17 protein-coding genes are annotated in these 17280 nt (G+C 69.1%); 10 read left to right on the top strand and 7 right to left on the bottom strand.

What is annotated here, in order from left to right; all coding sequences use genetic code 11:
• Positions 1–91 precede the first annotated feature (91 nt).
• Positions 92–904, top strand: a complete 813-nt coding sequence (gene dapB / locus BLQ14_RS03160) for a 4-hydroxy-tetrahydrodipicolinate reductase (RefSeq protein WP_092498030.1) — start codon at positions 92–94, stop codon at positions 902–904.
• An 11-nt stretch (positions 905–915) separates the two neighbouring features.
• Here dapB and BLQ14_RS03155 read toward each other — a convergent pair whose 3' ends face one another.
• A complete protein-coding gene (locus tag BLQ14_RS03155) occupies positions 916–1614 on the bottom strand; it encodes an RraA family protein (protein WP_092498384.1) in 699 nt (232 codons plus the stop codon).
• A 75-nt stretch (positions 1615–1689) separates the two neighbouring features.
• Positions 1690–2493 (bottom strand): YdcF family protein, encoded by an 804-nt coding sequence (locus BLQ14_RS03150; RefSeq protein WP_211295346.1) that lies wholly within the window; start codon positions 2491–2493, stop codon positions 1690–1692.
• A 231-nt stretch (positions 2494–2724) separates the two neighbouring features.
• Between BLQ14_RS03150 and BLQ14_RS03145 the strand changes: the two genes are divergently transcribed.
• The 6 genes from BLQ14_RS03145 to BLQ14_RS03120 all read left to right on the top strand — a co-directional run bounded on the left by BLQ14_RS03145 (position 2725) and on the right by BLQ14_RS03120 (position 9358).
• Complete coding sequence (locus tag BLQ14_RS03145; protein ID WP_092498028.1) at positions 2725–3147, top strand: c-type cytochrome; 423 nt, start codon at positions 2725–2727, stop codon at positions 3145–3147.
• A gap of 130 nt (positions 3148–3277) precedes the next feature.
• Positions 3278–6493, top strand: a complete 3216-nt coding sequence (locus tag BLQ14_RS03140) for a 2Fe-2S iron-sulfur cluster-binding protein (RefSeq protein ID WP_092498026.1) — start codon at positions 3278–3280, stop codon at positions 6491–6493.
• Positions 6494–6586: 93 nt separating this feature from the next.
• Positions 6587–6874, top strand: a complete 288-nt coding sequence (locus BLQ14_RS03135) for a hypothetical protein (RefSeq protein ID WP_092498024.1) — start codon at positions 6587–6589, stop codon at positions 6872–6874.
• The gene (locus BLQ14_RS03130) at positions 6871–7413 is read left to right on the top strand and encodes an ATP-dependent zinc protease family protein (RefSeq protein WP_211295345.1); all 543 of its coding nucleotides are present in this window, start codon (positions 6871–6873) and stop codon (positions 7411–7413) included. The genes BLQ14_RS03135 and BLQ14_RS03130 overlap by 4 nt, the downstream gene beginning before the upstream one ends.
• Complete coding sequence (rimK, locus tag BLQ14_RS03125) at positions 7410–8315, top strand: 30S ribosomal protein S6--L-glutamate ligase (protein WP_092498022.1); 906 nt, start codon at positions 7410–7412, stop codon at positions 8313–8315. Before BLQ14_RS03130 ends, rimK begins: the two co-directional genes overlap by 4 nt.
• Positions 8315–9358, top strand: coding sequence for a succinylglutamate desuccinylase/aspartoacylase family protein (locus BLQ14_RS03120; protein WP_092498020.1), 1044 nt, complete (start codon positions 8315–8317; stop codon positions 9356–9358). Before rimK ends, BLQ14_RS03120 begins: the two co-directional genes overlap by 1 nt.
• A 118-nt stretch (positions 9359–9476) precedes the next feature.
• On the opposite strand, the gene pnp is transcribed toward BLQ14_RS03120, so the two are convergent.
• The 5 genes from pnp to BLQ14_RS03095 form a co-directional block, all read right to left on the bottom strand.
• Positions 9477–11663: a polyribonucleotide nucleotidyltransferase gene (gene pnp / locus BLQ14_RS03115; RefSeq protein ID WP_092498018.1), complete on the bottom strand. Its 2187-nt coding sequence runs from the start codon at positions 11661–11663 to the stop codon at positions 9477–9479.
• A gap of 183 nt (positions 11664–11846) precedes the next feature.
• Positions 11847–12188, bottom strand: a complete 342-nt coding sequence (locus tag BLQ14_RS03110; protein WP_092498016.1) for a tRNA-binding protein — start codon at positions 12186–12188, stop codon at positions 11847–11849.
• 8 nt (positions 12189–12196) lie between these two features.
• Positions 12197–13015 (bottom strand): pyrroline-5-carboxylate reductase, encoded by an 819-nt coding sequence (proC, locus tag BLQ14_RS03105; protein WP_092498378.1) that lies wholly within the window; start codon positions 13013–13015, stop codon positions 12197–12199.
• Between the two features lie 17 nt (positions 13016–13032).
• Positions 13033–13533, bottom strand: coding sequence for a type III secretion system chaperone family protein (locus BLQ14_RS03100; protein WP_092498014.1), 501 nt, complete (start codon positions 13531–13533; stop codon positions 13033–13035).
• Positions 13534–13823: 290 nt separating this feature from the next.
• On the bottom strand, positions 13824–14129 hold the full coding sequence (locus BLQ14_RS03095) for an accessory factor UbiK family protein (protein ID WP_092498012.1): 306 nt from the start codon (positions 14127–14129) through the stop codon (positions 13824–13826).
• A 96-nt stretch (positions 14130–14225) separates the two neighbouring features.
• Here BLQ14_RS03095 and lgt point away from each other — a divergent pair, with 96 nt between their 5' ends.
• From lgt to pgeF, 3 genes are read left to right on the top strand one after another with little or no spacing between them, the layout of a single operon-like run.
• On the top strand, positions 14226–15131 hold the full coding sequence (gene lgt / locus BLQ14_RS03090; protein ID WP_092498376.1) for a prolipoprotein diacylglyceryl transferase: 906 nt from the start codon (positions 14226–14228) through the stop codon (positions 15129–15131).
• Entirely contained in the window at positions 15128–16240 is a 1113-nt protein-coding gene (locus BLQ14_RS03085) for a class I SAM-dependent methyltransferase (protein ID WP_245656882.1), read from the top strand. Before lgt ends, BLQ14_RS03085 begins: the two co-directional genes overlap by 4 nt.
• Complete coding sequence (gene pgeF / locus BLQ14_RS03080) at positions 16237–16995, top strand: peptidoglycan editing factor PgeF (protein WP_092498010.1); 759 nt, start codon at positions 16237–16239, stop codon at positions 16993–16995. Before BLQ14_RS03085 ends, pgeF begins: the two co-directional genes overlap by 4 nt.
• Positions 16996–17280 lie beyond the last annotated feature (285 nt).

Genomic DNA, 17280 nt, shown 5'->3' with positions numbered 1-17280 from the left:
AGGGCCGAGGGGAGCGGCGCGCAAGCGCCCTTTCACCCGCGCCCGCCCCGCGCTAGGGAAGAGCCACCGATCAAGAAGGAGCGAGAGGGCAATGACCGACCGGCCGGGCGTTCTGATCACGGGAGTTTCGGGGCGGATGGGCCGGATGCTCACCGAGCTCGTCATCGCCTCCGATGACATGCGGCTCGTGGCGGCGCTCGAGCGGCCGGGCCACGAGTGGGTAGGCCAGGATCTCGGCCTTGCCATGGGGCGCGGCGCGCTCGGCATCACCGTGACCGACGACCCGCTGGAGGCGTTTGCCAAGGCGCAGATCGTGCTCGACTTCACCGCGCCCGAAGCCTCGGTCGAGTTCGCCCGCCTCGCCGCGCAGGCCCGCGCGGTGCATGTGATCGGCACCACGGGCTTCACCGAAGAGCAGCTCGCCGCGCTCAGGCCCGCCGCGCGCCACGCCGTCATCATCCGCGCCGGCAACATGAGCCTCGGCGTGAACCTCCTTACCGTTCTCGTGCGCATGGTCGCCGAGAAGCTCGACGCGGACTACGACATCGAGATCGTCGAGGCCCACCACAATCGCAAGGTCGATGCACCCTCGGGCACCGCGCTGATGCTGGGGGAGGCCGCGGCCGAAGGGCGCGGGGTGAAACTTGCCGAGGTGGCCGACCGCGGCCGGGACGGCATCACCGGCCCGCGCGAGCGCGGCCACATCGGTTTTTCCGCCATCCGCGGCGGCGACATCATCGGCGAGCATCAGGTGATCTTCGCCGGGCAGGGCGAGCGGCTGGTGCTCGGCCATGTCGCCTCGGACCGCGCGCTTTTCGCGCGCGGCGCGCTCAAGGCCGCACTCTGGGGCATGAACCGGAAGCCGGGTGAATACGACATGCTCGACGTGCTCGGCCTGCGCTGAGGCGGGGCGTCTCAGTCCACGTATTCCACCGCCTCTGATGCCAGGAGGTCGATGATGTCGGGCGGCACCGCCATGCCGCCGGCGATCTCCGCATCAAGCGCGGCTTCGGCCGCACGCACGCGGGCGATCCCTTCGATCACCTCGTCAATCCGCTCGTAGGGCACCACCACCACGCCATCGCTGTCGGCCACGATCATGTCGCCGGTGTCCACCCGCTGCCCGCCAATCTGCATCGGCAGGCCCACGCGGCCGGGGCCGGTGCTGTAGGGGGAAGCCGGGGTGAGCCCGGTGCACCATGCCGGCAGACCCGTGGCCACGATTCCCTCGAGATCGCGCATCGGCCCGTCGGTGACGATTGCCGCCGCCCCGGCATTGCGCGCCATCGCCGCGAGCTTGTCGCCCGCCGCCGCGCAGCCCGCATAGCCCGAGGCACCGGCCACCAGCACGTCCCCCTCGCGCAGAAAGGCAAGCGCGGCCAGCGTGGCGAGAATGTCCGCCGGCCCGTTGGCCGCGGTCAGCGCCGGCCCGGCCACATGGCCCGGCAACCGCCCGCCATGCTCAAGCGGCCGGATCGCCTGATCGAGCGCGCCGGCCCCTTTCATGGCATCGACCACGAAACTCGTGGGCACATCCCGAAAGGCGGCGATCTGCTCCGCGCTCGGGCGCCGCGCGGGGCGGCGGATGGTCAGCTTCGGCGGTTCCTCGATCATCTCCGGCCTCTCTGCGCTTGGGCATCTGGCGCATTCGGCGGCCATCGCATGGCCCATGTCAAGCCGCCTTGAGCCCTAGCCCGGAGGCACCCCGCACTCGGCCGTCCGCCCCGAAAGCCCGTAGGCCAGAAGCCCGACCCACTCCTTGACGCCGCGACGCAGCGCATCGCCATGCTCCCACAGCTCCCACTCCGGCCTGAGGCCCAGCATCCCGCTGCGCTGATCCACCGGATAGGGCACCACCGGCCAGCCAGCGGCGCAGAACACGCCCATCGCGCGCGGCATGTGCCAGGCGCTCGTGACCAGCACCCAGGTTTCGCCCGGCCGCGGCTTGGCAAGCGGGCGGGAGAAGATCGCGTTCTCCCAGGTGTTGCGCGAGCGGGTCTCGAGAACGAGCCGGGAGCGCTCGAGCCCCGCGTCGGTCAGGACCGCCGCGGCCACCTCCGCCTCCGTGCTCCGCGCTCCTCCGAGCCGGCCGCTGCCCCCGGTCACGACAACACGCGCATCGGGAAACTGCCGCGCCAGCGCCAACCCGGCGAAAAGCCGCTCGCCCGCGCCATTGAGCTCGGGCATCCCCCAGAGTCGCGACAGCTCCGCCTCCTCGGCGCCGGAAAGCACGATGATCCCGTCAACACGCGAAAGCGCGGGCCGCGGCGGGTAGCGCGCCTCCAAGGGCCCCAGCACCAGATCGCCCACGGGCCAGGCGCCGAGAAGGAGCACAGCAAGCGCTGCGCCGCCCAGCCAGCGTCGGGCTGCCCCGACCCGGCCCTGGGCCAGGCGCCGCAGCGCAATCACAAGGGCGAGGAACAGCCATGTCTCGGGTCTTGCCAGAAGGCCCAGAACCTTCGAGGCCACAAAGAAGATCGTCCCGCCGCCCACATCGCCCTCCGGCTTTTCCGCCCTGTCGACGCAAACGTGAGTATTCGTCGCATTGCGCTTGTGTGGCAAATCCCCTTAGCTGCGTGTTGCACGCCGCCCGTCACCGGGCTTGCGCCGAGGATTGCGCAGACGGCCATGCTGCGGCGGGCGCACTTGACTGTTCGTGAGGCGCCACGGCCCCGTGCGGCCGGCCGGCGCCAACCCAGGAGCGAAACCGAGGAGAGACGGACAATGAAATCCACCATCGCAATCATCGCCGCCGCGCTTCTGGCGGCCCCCGCCCTTGCCGATGGCAACCCTGCCGAAGGCGAGAAGGTGTTCAAGAAGTGCATCTCCTGCCACGTTGTTGCCGACCCGGACGGCAATGTCCTTGCCGGCCGCGGCGCCAAGACCGGCCCCAACCTCTACGGCATCGCCGGGCGCGTGGTTGGCAGCGAGGAGGGCTTCCGTTACTCCGACGGGCTCAAGGCCCTCGGCGAGCAGGGCGTGGTCTGGGACGAGGAGCACTTTATCGCCTTCGTGCAGGATCCCACCGGCTGGCTGAAGGATCAGCTCGGCGACTCCAAGGCGCGCTCGAAGATGTCCTTCAAGGTCCGCAAGGAAGACGAAGCCCGCGACGTCTACGCCTATCTGGCGCAGTTCGGCGCCCAGTAAGCCGCGCCGCGACAGCCGCGCGAAGGGGCCGCCGGCCGTGGCCGCGGCCCCTTTTCGTTGCAAGTGCCACGACTGGACATCCGCTCCGCCTCGGCTACTGTCTGGCCATGAACTCTCGACGCTCCTGGCCATGACGCTCCGCTTCTTCTCCGACCGCAAGCGCCCCGTGCACATGGGCCCGTTCCCGCTCGAGCTGCTCGAGCGCGGCCCGATGCCCGATCTCTCCGCCGTCCCGCCGATGCCGGGACTCGACTTCCGCAGGCCGCACGCCCCTGCCTCCATCGTCAATGCCATGGCCGAGTATCAGGCGATGATGGACGCGATCCGCGACGGGCTCGTCAACCGCGCCCGCGCCGAGGTGCCCTCCGATCCGCTCGAGCGGGCCAACCACCTCAAGGCCTTCGGCTATTTCTCCGATGCCTCGATGGTGGGTATCGGTCCTGTGCCGCCTGAGGCCCTCCTGCCCGCCCCGCGCCGCAACCCCGACATCGACCGCCTCGCACACGACCTGCGCACGCGCCAGACCAAGACGCTCGCCTCGGGCATCGACCTCATCATGGCCGACCTCAAGGAGTCGATGGAGGCGCCGCCCTCCACCATCGAGGGCCACCGCCACGCCATCGTGTTTCTCTACGAGATGCCGCGCGACCCGCGCCCCGGCGAGAAGGGCTGCGACTGGCTCGAGGACGCGCAGGCCCACCGTGCCTGCCTGCGCGCGAGCGAAACGGCGGTGGTGCTGGCCAACTACATCCGCCTTCTGGGATGGGACGCGAAGGCGCACACCGTCACCTCCTCCGACGTTGACCTCAACAGGCTCGCCGTCGCCGCGGGCCTTTGCACGGTGGAAAACGGCGCGCTGCATGCGCCCTGGCTCGGCCCCCGCTTCGGACTCGCCGCCCTGACCACCGATTTCGAGCTTGCCCATGACGCCCCGCTCAGGCCCTGGTCCGAGCAGCCCGCCTGGCGGGTGAAGGGGCCGTCATGGTGGCTTGGCACCCGCTCGCGCCGCTCCGCGCTCAATGGCGATCCGTTCGCCCGGCGCGACTTCGCCGACGGCCCGCACCCCTTCGAGACGCTCAAGCGGGTGGAGGAGCCCACCACCTACATCGACGAGGCGCGCATTCCCCGCGTGCCCAAGCGCACCGACATGTTCGCCCGCGCCCAGTTCGGCGACATGGGCCGCGCCGTGCAGGAGGGCGCCAAGGGCGGCCATTATGCGCGCAAGGCCGCGCCCTCGATGGCCCAGCGCCGCGTGCTCGGCGCCTTCGTGCTGTTGCAGGACGGCGAGCCGAACGCGCAAGGCCCCCGCCCCGCCGATCCCGAACGCAACGCCCTCAACATCAAGGCGGCGAGCTATTTCCTCGGCATCGACGCGGTCGGCATCTCGCGCTGCCCCGAATGGGCCTGGTATTCGCACGACGCCGCCGGCGAGCCCATCGACCCGCCCCACGATCAGGCGATCTCGATGATTGTCGACCAGGGCTACGAGACGATGGAGGGCGCCTCGGGCGATGACTGGATCTCGGTCGCCCAATCGATGCGCGCATACTTGCGGTTTTCGCTTCTGGGCGGGGTGATCGCGAAGCAGATCCGCAACCTCGGCTACTCGGCCAAGGCGCACACGGTGCTCGACGGCGAGGTGCTGCAACCGCCGCTCCTGCTCCTGTCGGGGCTCGGTGAGGTCAGCCGCATCGGCGAGGTCATCCTCAACCCCTTCCTCGGCCCGCGGCTCAAGTCGGGCGTGGTGACGACCGACATGCCACTCGCCCACGACAAGCCGGTGGATTTCGGCCTGCAGGCCTTCTGCGAGGCGTGCAACAAATGCGCCCGCGAATGCCCCTCGGGCGCGATCACCGCCGGGCCGAAGCTGATGTTCAACGGCTACGAGATCTGGAAGTCCGACAGCCAGAAATGCGCCACCTACCGCATCACCACCGAGGGCGGCGCCATGTGCGGGCGCTGCATGAAGACCTGCCCGTGGAACCTCGAGGGCCTGTTCGCCGAGCGCCCCTTCCGCTGGCTGGCGATGAACGTGCCCCGCGCCGCGCCCTGGCTCGCGCGCCTTGACGACGCGGTCGGCAAGGGCGGGCTCAACCCGGTGAAGAAATGGTGGTGGGACATCGAGCTTCACGAGGACGGCGCCTACCGCCCCGCCCGCCAGCCCGTGAACGCGCGCGACCTGCAAAAGGATCTCGAGCTGCGCTACGAGGACCAGACGCTTGCCGTCTATCCCGCGAACCTCGCCCCGCCGCCCTGGCCCTACCCTTTCCCGATGGACAGGGAGGCCGGCATCGAAGCCTATCAGAAGCTCGTAACGGCGGCTGAATACCGCGCCCGCATTGCCGCGGGGGATGAAGCGCACGTCCACCACTACACGAACGACCAGGGCGAAAGCCCGGTGCTGCGCGTCGTCGTCTCCAAGGTGGAGAAGATGACGCCCGACATCACCAAGTACGAGTTCCGCGCCCTCGACGGCGGCGAGCTGCCCGCATGGGAGGCCGGCGCGCATCTCGACGTGGTGGTGGCGCCCGAGTTCCTGCGCCAATACTCCATGTCGGGCGACCCGGCCGACCGCAGCGTCTACCAGATCGGGGTGTTGCGCGAGGATCAGGGGCGCGGCGGCTCGAAGCTTCTGCACCGCATCTTCACCGAAGGGCGCAAGGTCTTCATCTCGCGCCCGATCAACCACTTCCCGCTCGACGAGACGGCCGAGAAGAGCTTTCTGATGGGCGGGGGCATCGGCATCACGCCCTTGATCGCCATGGGCCACCGGCTGCATGCGATCGGGCGCGATTTCGTCATGCACTATTCGGTCAAGTCGCGCGCGGCGGCCGGTTACCTCGACGATCTCGCCGCCTTCCCCTGGGCCGATCGGGTGCATCTTCACGTCTCCGACGAGGGCACGCGCGCCGATCTCGACGCGATCCTTTCAGGCTGGCAGCAGGGCTGGCACCTCTACACCTGCGGGCCGGATCGCTACATGAAATCGGTCATCGAGGCGGCCGAGCGGCAGGGCTGGCCCGAGGAGGCGGTGCATCTGGAGTATTTCTCCGTTCCCGAACAGCCCGACTACGTCAACCACCCCTTCACGCTGCGCCTTGCCCGCTCCGGGCGCGAAATCGAGGTGCCCGCCGACAAGACGGCCACCGATGCTCTGGCCGAGCATGGCATCCATATCGACGTGAAATGCGCCGACGGGCTGTGCGGGGTGTGCAAGGAGCGGCTTCTCTCGGGCGAGGTGGAGCATCGCGACTTCGTGCTCTCGAAGGCCCAGCGCGCCGAGAGCATCATCCTCTGCCAGTCCCGCGCCGCCGAGCCGGGCGGCGTGATCGAGGTGGATCTCTGACTGCGTCGCGGCCGCTGAATTGACGCAACATCACCATCTGTCAGAAAATTTCGTCTATGGACAAAATTTCATTACCTGCTATTAGCCCGCCGCATGTGCGAAGCGACCCATGACAGAGCCATCGAGGCCTGCGCCGAGCGGCTGGCCCGCCTTTACGGCAGGAGTTTCGGAGGCAAGCCCTCCGGCCGGTACCGGATTTCCGCCAAGCTGCTGCGCCAGCTCATGGGGCGTCGGCGCCTCTACGAGGACGACATGCGCGCCCTGTCGCGCGCCCTCTACGAGCGCGGCTTCGTGCTTATCGACATGGACAGTTTCGCCGTGGTGATGAGCGTGAACACCTTCGTCAACTACCGCCGCGTGAACGAGGAGGCGCTCACGTGACCCCCGACCCGAACGCCGCGGCTCCCGCCGGGGCCAGCGGCTGGGGCGTGGTCGGCTGGCGCGAACGCGTCGCGCTGCCCGAACTCGGCCTTGATCTGCTGCCCGCCAAGATCGACACCGGCGCGCGGACCTCGGCGCTGCACGCGACGCACATCGTTGAATTCGAAAGGGACGGGCGGCGCTGGGTGCGCTTTCACATTCCCCATGCCAGCGGCGTGCATGCCCGTGACTGCGTGGCGCCGCTTGCCGACCGCCGCCGGGTGAAGAACACCGGAGGCGTGCCGCAGGAGCGCCATGTGATCGAAACACTGCTGGTTCTCGGACGCCGCCGATGGCGCATCGAAGTCACGCTTGCCGACCGGGCGGAAATGCGCCACCCGCTGATCCTCGGGCGCACCGCGATCCGCCGTCACCGTCTGCTGGTCGATCCGGGCCGCTCCTGGCTGTGGGGCGCGCCTGTCGTCTCGAGGCACCGCAGCTCCCTCAAGGCGGCGCCAGACCGTCAGGAGACAACCATAACGGAAAGGACGCCGTCATGAAGATCGCGATGCTCGCACGCAACCCCAACCTCTACTCGCATCAGCGGCTGAAGGAGGCGGCCGAGGCGCGCGGCCATGAACTTGACATCATCAACACGCTGCGATGCTTCATGAACATCGCCTCGCACCGGCCCGAGATCTACTATCACGACAAGAAGCTGCCCCACTATGATGCGGTGATCCCGCGCATCGGCGCCTCCGTCACCTTCTACGGCCTTGCGGTGCTGCGGCAGTTCGAGATGATGGGCGTCTTCCCCCTCAACGAGAGCGTTGCCATCGCCCGCTCGCGCGACAAGCTCCGTTCGCTGCAGCTTCTGGCGCGCGACGGCATCGGCCTGCCGGTGACGACCTTTGCCCACGACCCCAAGCTCACCGACGAGGTGGTCAAGCTGGCCGGCGGCGCGCCTCTGGTCATCAAGCTTCTGGAAGGCACCCAAGGCATCGGCGTGGTGCTCGCCGACACCGACCGCTCGGCGAAGTCGATCATCGAGGCGTTCCGGGGCGCCAACATCAACATCCTCGTGCAGGAGTTCATCAAGGAGGCCGGTGGCACCGACATCCGCGCGCTGGTGGTCGGCGGCCGGGTGGTGGCGGCGATGAAGCGCAAGGGGGCGGAGGGCGAGTTCCGCTCCAACCTGCACCGGGGCGGCAGCGCCGAGCTCATCAAGCTCTCGCCCGAGGAACGCTCCACCGCCGTGCGCGCGGCCAGGTGCATGGGTCTCAACGTCTGCGGCGTGGACATGCTGCGCTCGAACCACGGGCCCGTGGTGATGGAGGTCAACTCAAGCCCCGGCCTCGAAGGGATCGAGAAGGCCACCGGCCTCGACGTCGCCGGCAAGATCATCGAGTTCATCGAGAAGAACGCGAAGGAGGGCCGGACGCGCACGCGGGGCAAGGGCTGATGGCCAGACGCGACGCCTTCGAGATCAACGGCACGTCCGTGGCGCCGGGCACGCGCCGGACCGTGGAAATCCCGGTCGGCGTGCTGTCCGATCACACGCCGGTCACGATGTCGGTTCACGTGGTGCACGGGCGCAAGCCGGGGCCGGTGATCTTCGTCTCCGCCGCCATTCACGGCGACGAGGTGATCGGGGTTGAGATCGTCCGGCGCCTTCTCAACACGCGGGCGCTGCGCTCGCTGTCGGGAACGCTCCTGGTCGTGCCGATCGTCAACACCTTCGGCTTTCACAACCGCTCGCGCTACCTGCCGGACCGGCGCGATCTCAACCGCAGCTTCCCCGGCTCGCCGCGCGGGTCGATGGCCGCCCGCCTCGCGCACCGCTTCATGAACGAAGTCGTCCTGCGCTCATCCTTCGGCATCGACCTGCATTCGGCCGCCATCCACCGCACCAACATGCCGCAGCTGCGCATCACGCCCGACAACGACCGTCTCGAGGAACTGGCCCGCGCCTTTGCCGCGCCGGTGCTGCTGCACTCGAACGTGCGCGAAGGCAGCCTGCGCGCCGCAGCCGCCGAAGCCGGGGTGGGAATCCTCCTCTACGAGGCCGGCGAGGGCCTGCGCTTTGACGAGGACTCGGCGCGTTTCGGGGTCGCCGGCATTCTCAGGGTCATGCAGGCGCTCGAGATGCTTCCGGCGCGCCTCGTGCCGAAGGCGAAGGCGCCAAGCGTGGTCTGCCGCAGGTCCGTCTGGCACCGCGCGCCCATGGGCGGGCTGTTCCGCGCGCGCCAAGCCCATGGCGGGGTGGTGAAGGAAGGCGAGATCCTCGGTGTCATCGCCGACCCGCTCGGCGAGACCGAAGCCACCATCCGCGCCGCGGGCGACGGCATCGTCATCGGCCGGACGACCATGCCGGTGGTCTATGAGGGCGAGGCGCTCGTGCATGTGGCGCTGACCGCGCGGCCGGAGGAAGCCGAAGCGCGCCTCGACGCCCTCTACGACACCAGCGAGGAGGAGCGTCTCTTCGACGAGGACGAGATCATCTGAGCCGTCCGACGGGCGCGCCCCGAAATGTTTCGCGCGCGAAACATTTGGCGCGCCCCGCGCAACGAAAAAGGCCCCGGCATGTCGCCGGGGCCTTCGCCTTCACGGTTTTTCGGGGCGCTCAGCCCTCCGCGCCCTCTTTCCTGCGCGAGCGGCGCCGCCCGCCGCCCTTGGGGCCTTCGTCACCGCCGGCGCCCTCGATCTCCTCGCCGGTCTCCTGATCGACGGCCTTCATGCTCAGCCGCACCTTGCCGCGATCATCGAAGCCCAGAAGCTTCACCCAGACCTCCTGCCCTTCCTTCAGCACCTCGGAGGGATGCCCAAGCCGGCGATCGGTGATCTGGCTGACATGCACCAGGCCATCGCGCTTGCCGAAGAAGTTCACGAAGGCGCCGAAGTCGACGAGCTTGACCACCTTGCCGCGGTAGACCTTGCCTTCCTCCGGCTCGGCGACGATCGAGAGGATCATCTCGCGCGCCTTCTCGATCGCTTCGGGATTGGCCGAGGCGATCTTGATCAGACCGTCGTCGTTGATGTCGACCTTCGCGCCCGAGGTCTCGACGATCTCGCGGATCACCTTGCCGCCCGAGCCGATCACCTCGCGGATCTTGTCCGTGGGCACGGTCATCGTCTCGATGCGCGGTGCGTGAACCGAGAACTGGCCCACGCCGCTGATGGCCTTGGACATTTCGCGCAGGATGTGCAGCCGGCCCTCCTTGGCCTGCTCAAGCGCCTGGCGCATGATCTCGGGCGTGATGCCCGACACCTTGATGTCCATCTGCAGGCTGGTGATGCCCTTCTCGGTGCCGGCGACCTTGAAGTCCATGTCGCCGAGGTGGTCCTCGTCACCGAGAATGTCGGTGAGCACCGCAAAGCGGCCGTCGGATTCAAGGATGAGCCCCATGGCCACGCCGGCCACGGGCGCCTTGATCGGCACGCCCGCGTCCATCATCGACAGCGAGGAGCCGCAGACCGTGGCCATCGAGGAAGAGCCGTTCGACTCGGTGATCTCCGAGACGAGCCGGATGGTGTAGGGGAATTCGGTCGCCGGCGGCAGCACCGCCTGCAGCGCCCGCCAGGCAAGCTTGCCATGCCCGATTTCGCGCCGGCCCGGAGGCCCGACGCGCCCCACCTCGCCCACCGAATAGGGCGGGAAGTTGTAGTGCAAGAGGAAGTTCGAGCGGAAATTGCCGTGCAGCGCGTCGATGATCTGCTCATCCTCGCCGGTGCCAAGCGTGGTGACCACCAGCGCCTGCGTCTCGCCGCGGGTGAAAAGCGCCGAGCCGTGCGTGCGCGGCAGAAGGCCCACCTCGGCCTCGATCGGGCGCACCGTCTTCAGATCGCGCCCGTCGATGCGCAAGCCGCCATTGACGATGTCGCCGCGCAGGATCTCCGACTCGAGCTTCTTGAGCGCATCGCCAAGGTTTTCGTCGGCCTGCTCCTCCTCCGAAAGCTCCGCCTTGATCGCCTCGCGCGCCGCGGCGATGGCCTTGGTGCGCTCCTGCTTGTCGCGGATGGCGAAGGCCGCGCGCATGCGCTCCTCGCCGAGCTTCTTCACCTTCTCGTAAAGCGCGGTGTAGTCCGGCGGGGTGTAGTCGAAGGGCTCCTTGGCCGCTTCCTCGGCCAGCTCCACGATGAGGTCGATCACCGGCTTGAGCTGTTCATGGCCGAACTGGACGGCGCCGAGCATCTCTTCCTCGGAGAGCTCATAGGCCTCCGACTCGACCATCATCACCGCGTCCTTCGTCCCCGCCACGACGAGGTCGAGCCGCTGCTCGGGGTTCGAGCGCAGATCGTGCATGTCCTCGACATCGGGGTTGAGGATGTATTCGCCGCCCGCGTAGCCCACGCGGCAGCCGGCGATCGGCCCCATGAAGGGCACGCCCGACAGCGTGAGCGCCGCAGAGGCGGCAATCATGGCCACGATGTCGGGATCATTGACAAGATCATGGCTCAGAACGGTGCACATCACCAGCACTTCGTTCTTGAAGCCCGGCGCGAACAGCGGCCGGATCGGCCGGTCGATCAGCCGCGCGGTCAGCGTCTCCTTCTCGGTGGGACGCGCCTCGCGCTTGAAGAAGCCGCCGGGCACCTTGCCGGCGGCATAGTATTTTTCCTGATAGTGGACAGTGAGCGGGAAGAAGTCCTGCCCCGGCTTCGCCTCCTTGGCAAAGGTCACCGCGGCATGCACCGAGGTCTCTCCCAGCGTGGCCACCACGCTTCCGTCGGCCTGTCGCGCGATCTTTCCCGTCTCAAGTGTGAGGGTCTCGTCCCCCCACTGCATCGATTTCTTCACTACGTTGAACATCATCGTTTCCTGCATGGGCCATCCCGGCGGTCCGGGTGCGCCCCGTATCATTGGCAGCCCCATTGCTGCCGACCCCAATCCTCACAGCGTCGCCGGGGTCAGTGCGTCACGTCTCAGATGGCGACGCCCTAGCGCGTTTTGAAGGCTTTGGAAAGAAGGAAGGTGAGCGCCGCGCCCAGCGCCTCAGAACATCCGCCCGCCCACCGGCACGTCGCGCTCGGGGACCAGAAGGACGACCTCGCCCTCCTCATCCGGCACGCCGAGCACCAGAACCTCGGACATGAACCTGCCGATCTGGCGTGGCGGAAAGTTCACCACCGCCACCACCTTGCGCCCGACAAGCGCCTCCGGGCTGTAGTGGCGGGTAAGCTGGGCGGAGCTCTTCTTCACCCCGATGCCGGGGCCGAAATCGACCCAGAGCTTGATCGCGGGCTTGCGTGCCTCCGGGTAGGGCTCGGCGCGCACCACCTCGCCCACGCGGATGTCGACCTTCAGGAAATCGTCAAAGCTGATCGTCTCGCTCATCGCGCGCCTCAGCCGGCAAGCTCGCGCGAGCGCTCGGCCGCCGCATGAATGGCGCGGCGCATGAGTGGCAGAAGCCCGGCTTCGGGGTCCATCAGCACCTCGAGCGCCGCGGCGGTGGTGCCGCCGGGGCTCGTGACATTGACCCGCAGCCGATCGGGCGGCTCCGCTCCTTCGGCGGTGGCCAGCGCCCCCGCACCCGCCACCGTGGCCTTGGCCAGCCGCATGGCAAGCTCGGGCGCCAGCCCCTCCGCCTCGCCGGCCGCCGCCATCGCCTCGATGAGCAGAAACACATAGGCCGGCCCCGAGCCGGAGACGGCCGTGACCGCATCCATCTGCGCCTCGCTCACGAGCCGCACCGTCTCGCCCACAGCCGCCAGCAGCGCCTCGGCCTGCGCCATGTGCGCCTCGCCCGCCGCGGCATTGCCGATGAGCGCGGTGATCCCCCGGCCGATCGCCGCCGGCGTGTTCGGCATGGCGCGCACGATCGGGGTCGCCGCCCCGAGCACCTCCTCGAAACGCGCAATCGGCGTGCCGGCGGCGATGGAGATCACCAGCGTCTCCCCGCCGCCCAGCGCGGCGAGCTGCGGCAGCGCCTCGCCCATCATCTGCGGCTTGACGGCGACGACCGCCACCGCCGGCGCCTCCGGCAGGGGCGCGTTCAGATGCACGCCGACAAGCCCCTTCAGCCAGTCCGAAGGGCGCGGCTCGATCACCCACACCGACTCGGCCGGCAACCCCTGCCGGAGCCAGCCCGCGAGCATCGCCGAGCCCATCTTCCCGCAGCCAAGCAGCACAAGGCCGCGCCGGGCGATCTCGTCAAATGCCATCACGCCCTCCGTGCCCTTCACGCCCGCCCGTAGGCCTCGGCAATGGCCACCTTCAGCGCCTCCTCCGGCGCGCGATCGCCCCAGGCGACCAGCTGGAACGCCGGATAATAGCGCTCGGCCGCACCGACGGCGGCGGCGATCATCCGGTCGATCTGCTCGGCGGAGGCGTGCATGCCGCCCGCGAGCACCAGCCCATAGCGATAGACCATCAGCCGCTGCTCTGCCCAGTAGGTGAAGGCGCCGGCCCAGAGCGCATCGTTGGTCCGGTTCAAGATGTCGTGAAGCGCGGCCATCCGGTGCGCGGGGGGCTCCATCTCGAAGGTGCAGATCAGCCGCAGCGTCTCGTCATGCGGCATCCAGGCCAGCGTGATCGAATAGGTCCGCCACTGCCCCTCGATCGCCATGGCGATCTGGTCATCGCCGACGCGGTCAAAGTCCCAATCCCTGTACTCGGCGATGTGCTCGACGATGTCGATGGGATGGAGATCGTCGGTGTTCAGCTGCTCCGAAAGCGACATGCCCGGCCTCACTCGCTTGCCTTCGGGAGCGCGTCTGTGCCGCGCGCCTCTTGCCTGCCCTAAGCCGGACCAGTCGGCACCGGCCCAGCCCGGCACCATGGTGTGCGCAAAGATTCCACGAGTAAAGCGTTATTTTGGGGTTATCTGCAGGAAGTTGGGGATGTGGACAGTTTCGCCACCAGACTTAGCGGGACCGCAGGACACCGCACGCTCCCCCGAGCCTCATCATCCTGGTGAAAATACCCCCGCCGGAGGCACCGCGCGGCACGCGCGGTTCCCCTCGCGCCCGATCAGTCTTCCGACGCGGCCTTGCGCCGGCGCGCGGCCGGCTTCCTCCCCGCCGCCTCGAGCGCGGCCAGCCGCTCCTCGAGCGCGGCGAGCCGGGCGGCGAGCGCATCATTCTCCTCGCGCGCCTTCACCGCCATCAAGCGCACCGCCTCGAACTCCTCGCGGGTGACGAGATCGCGGTCGGCCAGCCAGCGCTCCAGCATGCTGCGAAAGGCGGTCTCGGCCTCCTGCTTCGCCCCCTGCGCCACGCCCATGGCGTTGCTCATCAGTTGCGAGAGATCCTCGAGAAGCTTGTTGCGGGTCTGCATCGGCGCACCTCCTGACATCCCGCCCTATATGAAGCCCCGGCCGGCACGGAACAAGGCCGGTTGACCGCGCCGCGCGGCGCCGCCACAGAAGAGGCCATGATGCTTGCCATTCCCTTCCCGCCCGTCAGCCCCGAGGTCTTTTCGATCGAGATCGGGGAAATCACGCTCGCGCTGCGCTGGTATGCGCTGGCCTACATCGCCGGCATCCTGATCGGCTGGCGCATCATGGTGGCGGCGGTGCGCCGCCCGGCGCTGTGGAACCGCGACGGCCCGCCGATGACGCCCGCGCAGATCGAGGCGCTGGTGACCTGGCTCATCCTCGGCATCATCCTCGGCGGGCGGCTCGGCTATGTGCTCTTCTACAATCCCGGCTACTACCTTGTGCATCCCGCCGAGATCATCGCCGTGTGGCAGGGCGGCATGTCCTTTCATGGCGGCATGCTGGGGGTCGCGGTCGCTCTGTGGCTGTTCTGCCGGCGCCACCGCATCGCCGTCCTGCCCGCGCTCGACCTGCTCGCACTGGCCGCGCCGCCGGGGCTGTTCCTCGGCCGGCTGGCCAATTTCATCAACGCCGAACTCTGGGGAAGGCCGACCGACCTGCCCTGGGGCGTGATCTTTCCCGGCGCCGCCGCGCAGGACTGCCCCGGCATCGAGGGTCCATGCGCACGCCACCCTTCCCAGCTCTACGAGGCCGCGCTCGAGGGGCTTGCCCTTGGCCTCGTGCTCTTCTGGCTTGCGGGCCGGCGCGGCGGCTGGCTCAAGCGGCCGGGCGCGCTCACCGGCGCCTTTCTCGCAGGCTACGGTCTGGCCCGCTTCGCGGTGGAGTTCGTCCGCCAGCCCGACCCGCAATTCGTCGTGCCGGGCAACCCCCTGGGCCTCGCCCTGCATGCGGGGGGCTGGGGTCTGACCATGGGGCAGATCCTGTCGCTGCCGATGATCCTGCTTGGCGCATTGTTCATCGCCCGCGCCCGACGCAAAGGCGCTGCCGGAGCGCGCGCGTGACGCCGCTGGCGAAGAGGCTCGCGGCCCGGATCGCAGCCTCCGGCCCCATCACCGTGGCCGAATTCATGGCCGCCTGCCTTTCCGACCCCGAGCACGGCGTCTATGGCGCCGGTGATCCGCTCGGCGCGCGTGGGCATTTCACGACCGCGCCTGAAATCAGCCAGATGTTCGGCGAACTTCTCGGCCTTGCGCTCGCCCAGAGCTGGCTTGACCGCGGCGGGCCCGCGCCGGTCACCCTCGCCGAACTCGGCCCCGGCCGCGGCACGCTGATGGCCGATGCGCTGCGTGCCACGCGGGCGGTGCCGGGCCTCGCCGAGGCGCTGCGCGTGCATCTCGTGGAGACATCCGCGCCGCTGCGGGGCCGGCAGGCGGAGGCTCTGGCCGGGCCGTCGCCGCTTTGGTGGCACGAAAGCGTCGGGACATTGCCCGAGGAGGCTCCGCTTCTTCTGATCGCCAATGAATTCTTCGACGCCTTGCCCATCCGCCAGTTCCAGCGTTCAGGCGTGGCCTGGCGGGAAAGGCTGGTCCGCCTTGATGACGAGGGGCGGCTTGCCTTCGCCCTTGGCGCTCCCTGCCTGCCGGAGCCGCTGGCGCCCCGTCTGGCCGACACCCGCGAGGGGGACATCGTCGAGCTTTGCCCGGCCGCGGAAGCGATCATGGGCGAGATCGCGCGCCGAATCGCGGCGCGGGGGGGCGTCGCGCTCATCATCGACTATGGCGGTTGGCATTCGCTCGGCGACACCTTGCAGGCGCTGAGCCGGCACCGGCGCGTCGATCCGCTGGCCGCGCCGGGCGAGGCCGATCTGACCGCGCATGTCGATTTCGAGGCGCTTGCCCGGGCCGCCCGCGCCCCCGCGGGCACGGCCATTGCGGTCAGCGAACTCACCCCGCAGGGCGTGTTTCTGGAGCGTCTCGGCATCACCGCGCGTGCGCAGGCGCTCGCCCGCGCGCTCGCGGGCCCGGCGCTCGAAGCCCATGTTGCCGCGCACAGGCGCTTGACGCATCCGCAGGAAATGGGAAGCCTCTTCAAGGTACTCGGCCTGTGGCGGCATGGCGATCCGCCGCCGCCGGGCCTCTCTCCGATGCCGCAGGAGGCGAGCACAGAATGAAGCTCGACATCATCACTCATCCGCTGCTGCGCGGCACGCCGCACGGCTTCTTCGGCCGGCGGGGCGGGGCATCGTCGGGCATCTTCGCCGGGCTCAACTGCGGCGGCGGCTCCTCCGATCAGAGCGAGGCAGTTGCCATCAACCGCGCACGCGCCGCGCAGGCGCTGGGCATCGGGCCCGAGGCGGTGGTGGGGGTGCATCAGGTGCATTCGGGCGACGTGGTGCGTGTCGAGGGCCCGCTCGCGGGCGAGCGCCCCCGCGCCGACGGCATGGTGACCGCGGCGCCGGGCATTGCGCTTGCCATCCTCACCGCCGACTGCGCACCGGTGCTTCTGGCCGATCGCGAAGCCGGTGTCATCGGGGCGGCGCACGCCGGCTGGAAGGGCCTGCTCGCCGGCATTCTCGAGACGGTGGTCGACGAGATGGTCGCCGCGGGCGCGCGGCGCGAGCGCATCAACGCGGTGATCGGGCCGACGATCTCGCAGCGCGCCTATGAAGTGGGGCCCGAATTCCTTGACGCCTTCGCCGTGGAAGACCCCGAGAACCTGCGCTTCTTCGCCAACGGCGAGGGCGACCGCTACCTTTTCGACCTGCCCGGCATGGGACTCGCGCGGCTCAGGCGCGCGGGCATCAACGAGGCGGCCTGGACCGGCCACTGCACCTACTCCGACCCCGAGCGGTTCTATTCCTACCGCCGGTCCTGTCACCGGGGCGAGGCCGACTATGGCCGCCTGATCTCGATGATCCGTCTCTGAGGCAGGCCCGAGGCGCGGAGCGCGTCAGCGGGTTGGATCAGGGGGTGGGATCAGGGCGTGAGGCTCCGGCGCCTTTCCACCCGCCCGCCCCGGCCTCGCCCGGCGCCCCGGCGCCAGCGGCGGGGGATGGCAAGGCACGCCCCGATCGCGCCATAATTGGCCCCGCCGGGGCCAGACAAATCCGCAGTTTCCGTCATTCTGTTGCCCGATTGGACAGCGAGATTTCCCGGCAGCAGGCGGGCCGCGAGGGCCGCGAACCGATCAGACAGCCCCCAAAGGGCACGC

Source organism: Meinhardsimonia xiamenensis (assembly GCF_900102905.1).
Lineage (GTDB): Bacteria > Pseudomonadota > Alphaproteobacteria > Rhodobacterales > Rhodobacteraceae > Meinhardsimonia > Meinhardsimonia xiamenensis.
The sequence above is the reverse complement of the archived record's forward strand: the minus strand, read 5'-3'. Positions and strand labels throughout refer to the sequence as shown.

Coding starts and splice junctions, on each gene's coding strand:
- dapB (WP_092498030.1), top strand. CDS start 92: ATGACCGACCGGCCGGGCGTTCTGATCACGGGAGTTTCGGGGCGGATG.
- BLQ14_RS03155 (WP_092498384.1), bottom strand. CDS start 1,614: ATGATCGAGGAACCGCCGAAGCTGACCATCCGCCGCCCCGCGCGGCGC.
- BLQ14_RS03145 (WP_092498028.1), top strand. CDS start 2,725: ATGAAATCCACCATCGCAATCATCGCCGCCGCGCTTCTGGCGGCCCCC.
- BLQ14_RS03140 (WP_092498026.1), top strand. CDS start 3,278: ATGACGCTCCGCTTCTTCTCCGACCGCAAGCGCCCCGTGCACATGGGC.
- BLQ14_RS03135 (WP_092498024.1), top strand. CDS start 6,587: ATGTGCGAAGCGACCCATGACAGAGCCATCGAGGCCTGCGCCGAGCGG.
- rimK (WP_092498022.1), top strand. CDS start 7,410: ATGAAGATCGCGATGCTCGCACGCAACCCCAACCTCTACTCGCATCAG.
- BLQ14_RS03120 (WP_092498020.1), top strand. CDS start 8,315: ATGGCCAGACGCGACGCCTTCGAGATCAACGGCACGTCCGTGGCGCCG.
- pnp (WP_092498018.1), bottom strand. CDS start 11,663: ATGTTCAACGTAGTGAAGAAATCGATGCAGTGGGGGGACGAGACCCTC.
- BLQ14_RS03110 (WP_092498016.1), bottom strand. CDS start 12,188: ATGAGCGAGACGATCAGCTTTGACGATTTCCTGAAGGTCGACATCCGC.
- proC (WP_092498378.1), bottom strand. CDS start 13,015: ATGGCATTTGACGAGATCGCCCGGCGCGGCCTTGTGCTGCTTGGCTGC.
- BLQ14_RS03100 (WP_092498014.1), bottom strand. CDS start 13,533: ATGTCGCTTTCGGAGCAGCTGAACACCGACGATCTCCATCCCATCGAC.
- BLQ14_RS03095 (WP_092498012.1), bottom strand. CDS start 14,129: ATGCAGACCCGCAACAAGCTTCTCGAGGATCTCTCGCAACTGATGAGC.
- lgt (WP_092498376.1), top strand. CDS start 14,226: ATGATGCTTGCCATTCCCTTCCCGCCCGTCAGCCCCGAGGTCTTTTCG.
- pgeF (WP_092498010.1), top strand. CDS start 16,237: ATGAAGCTCGACATCATCACTCATCCGCTGCTGCGCGGCACGCCGCAC.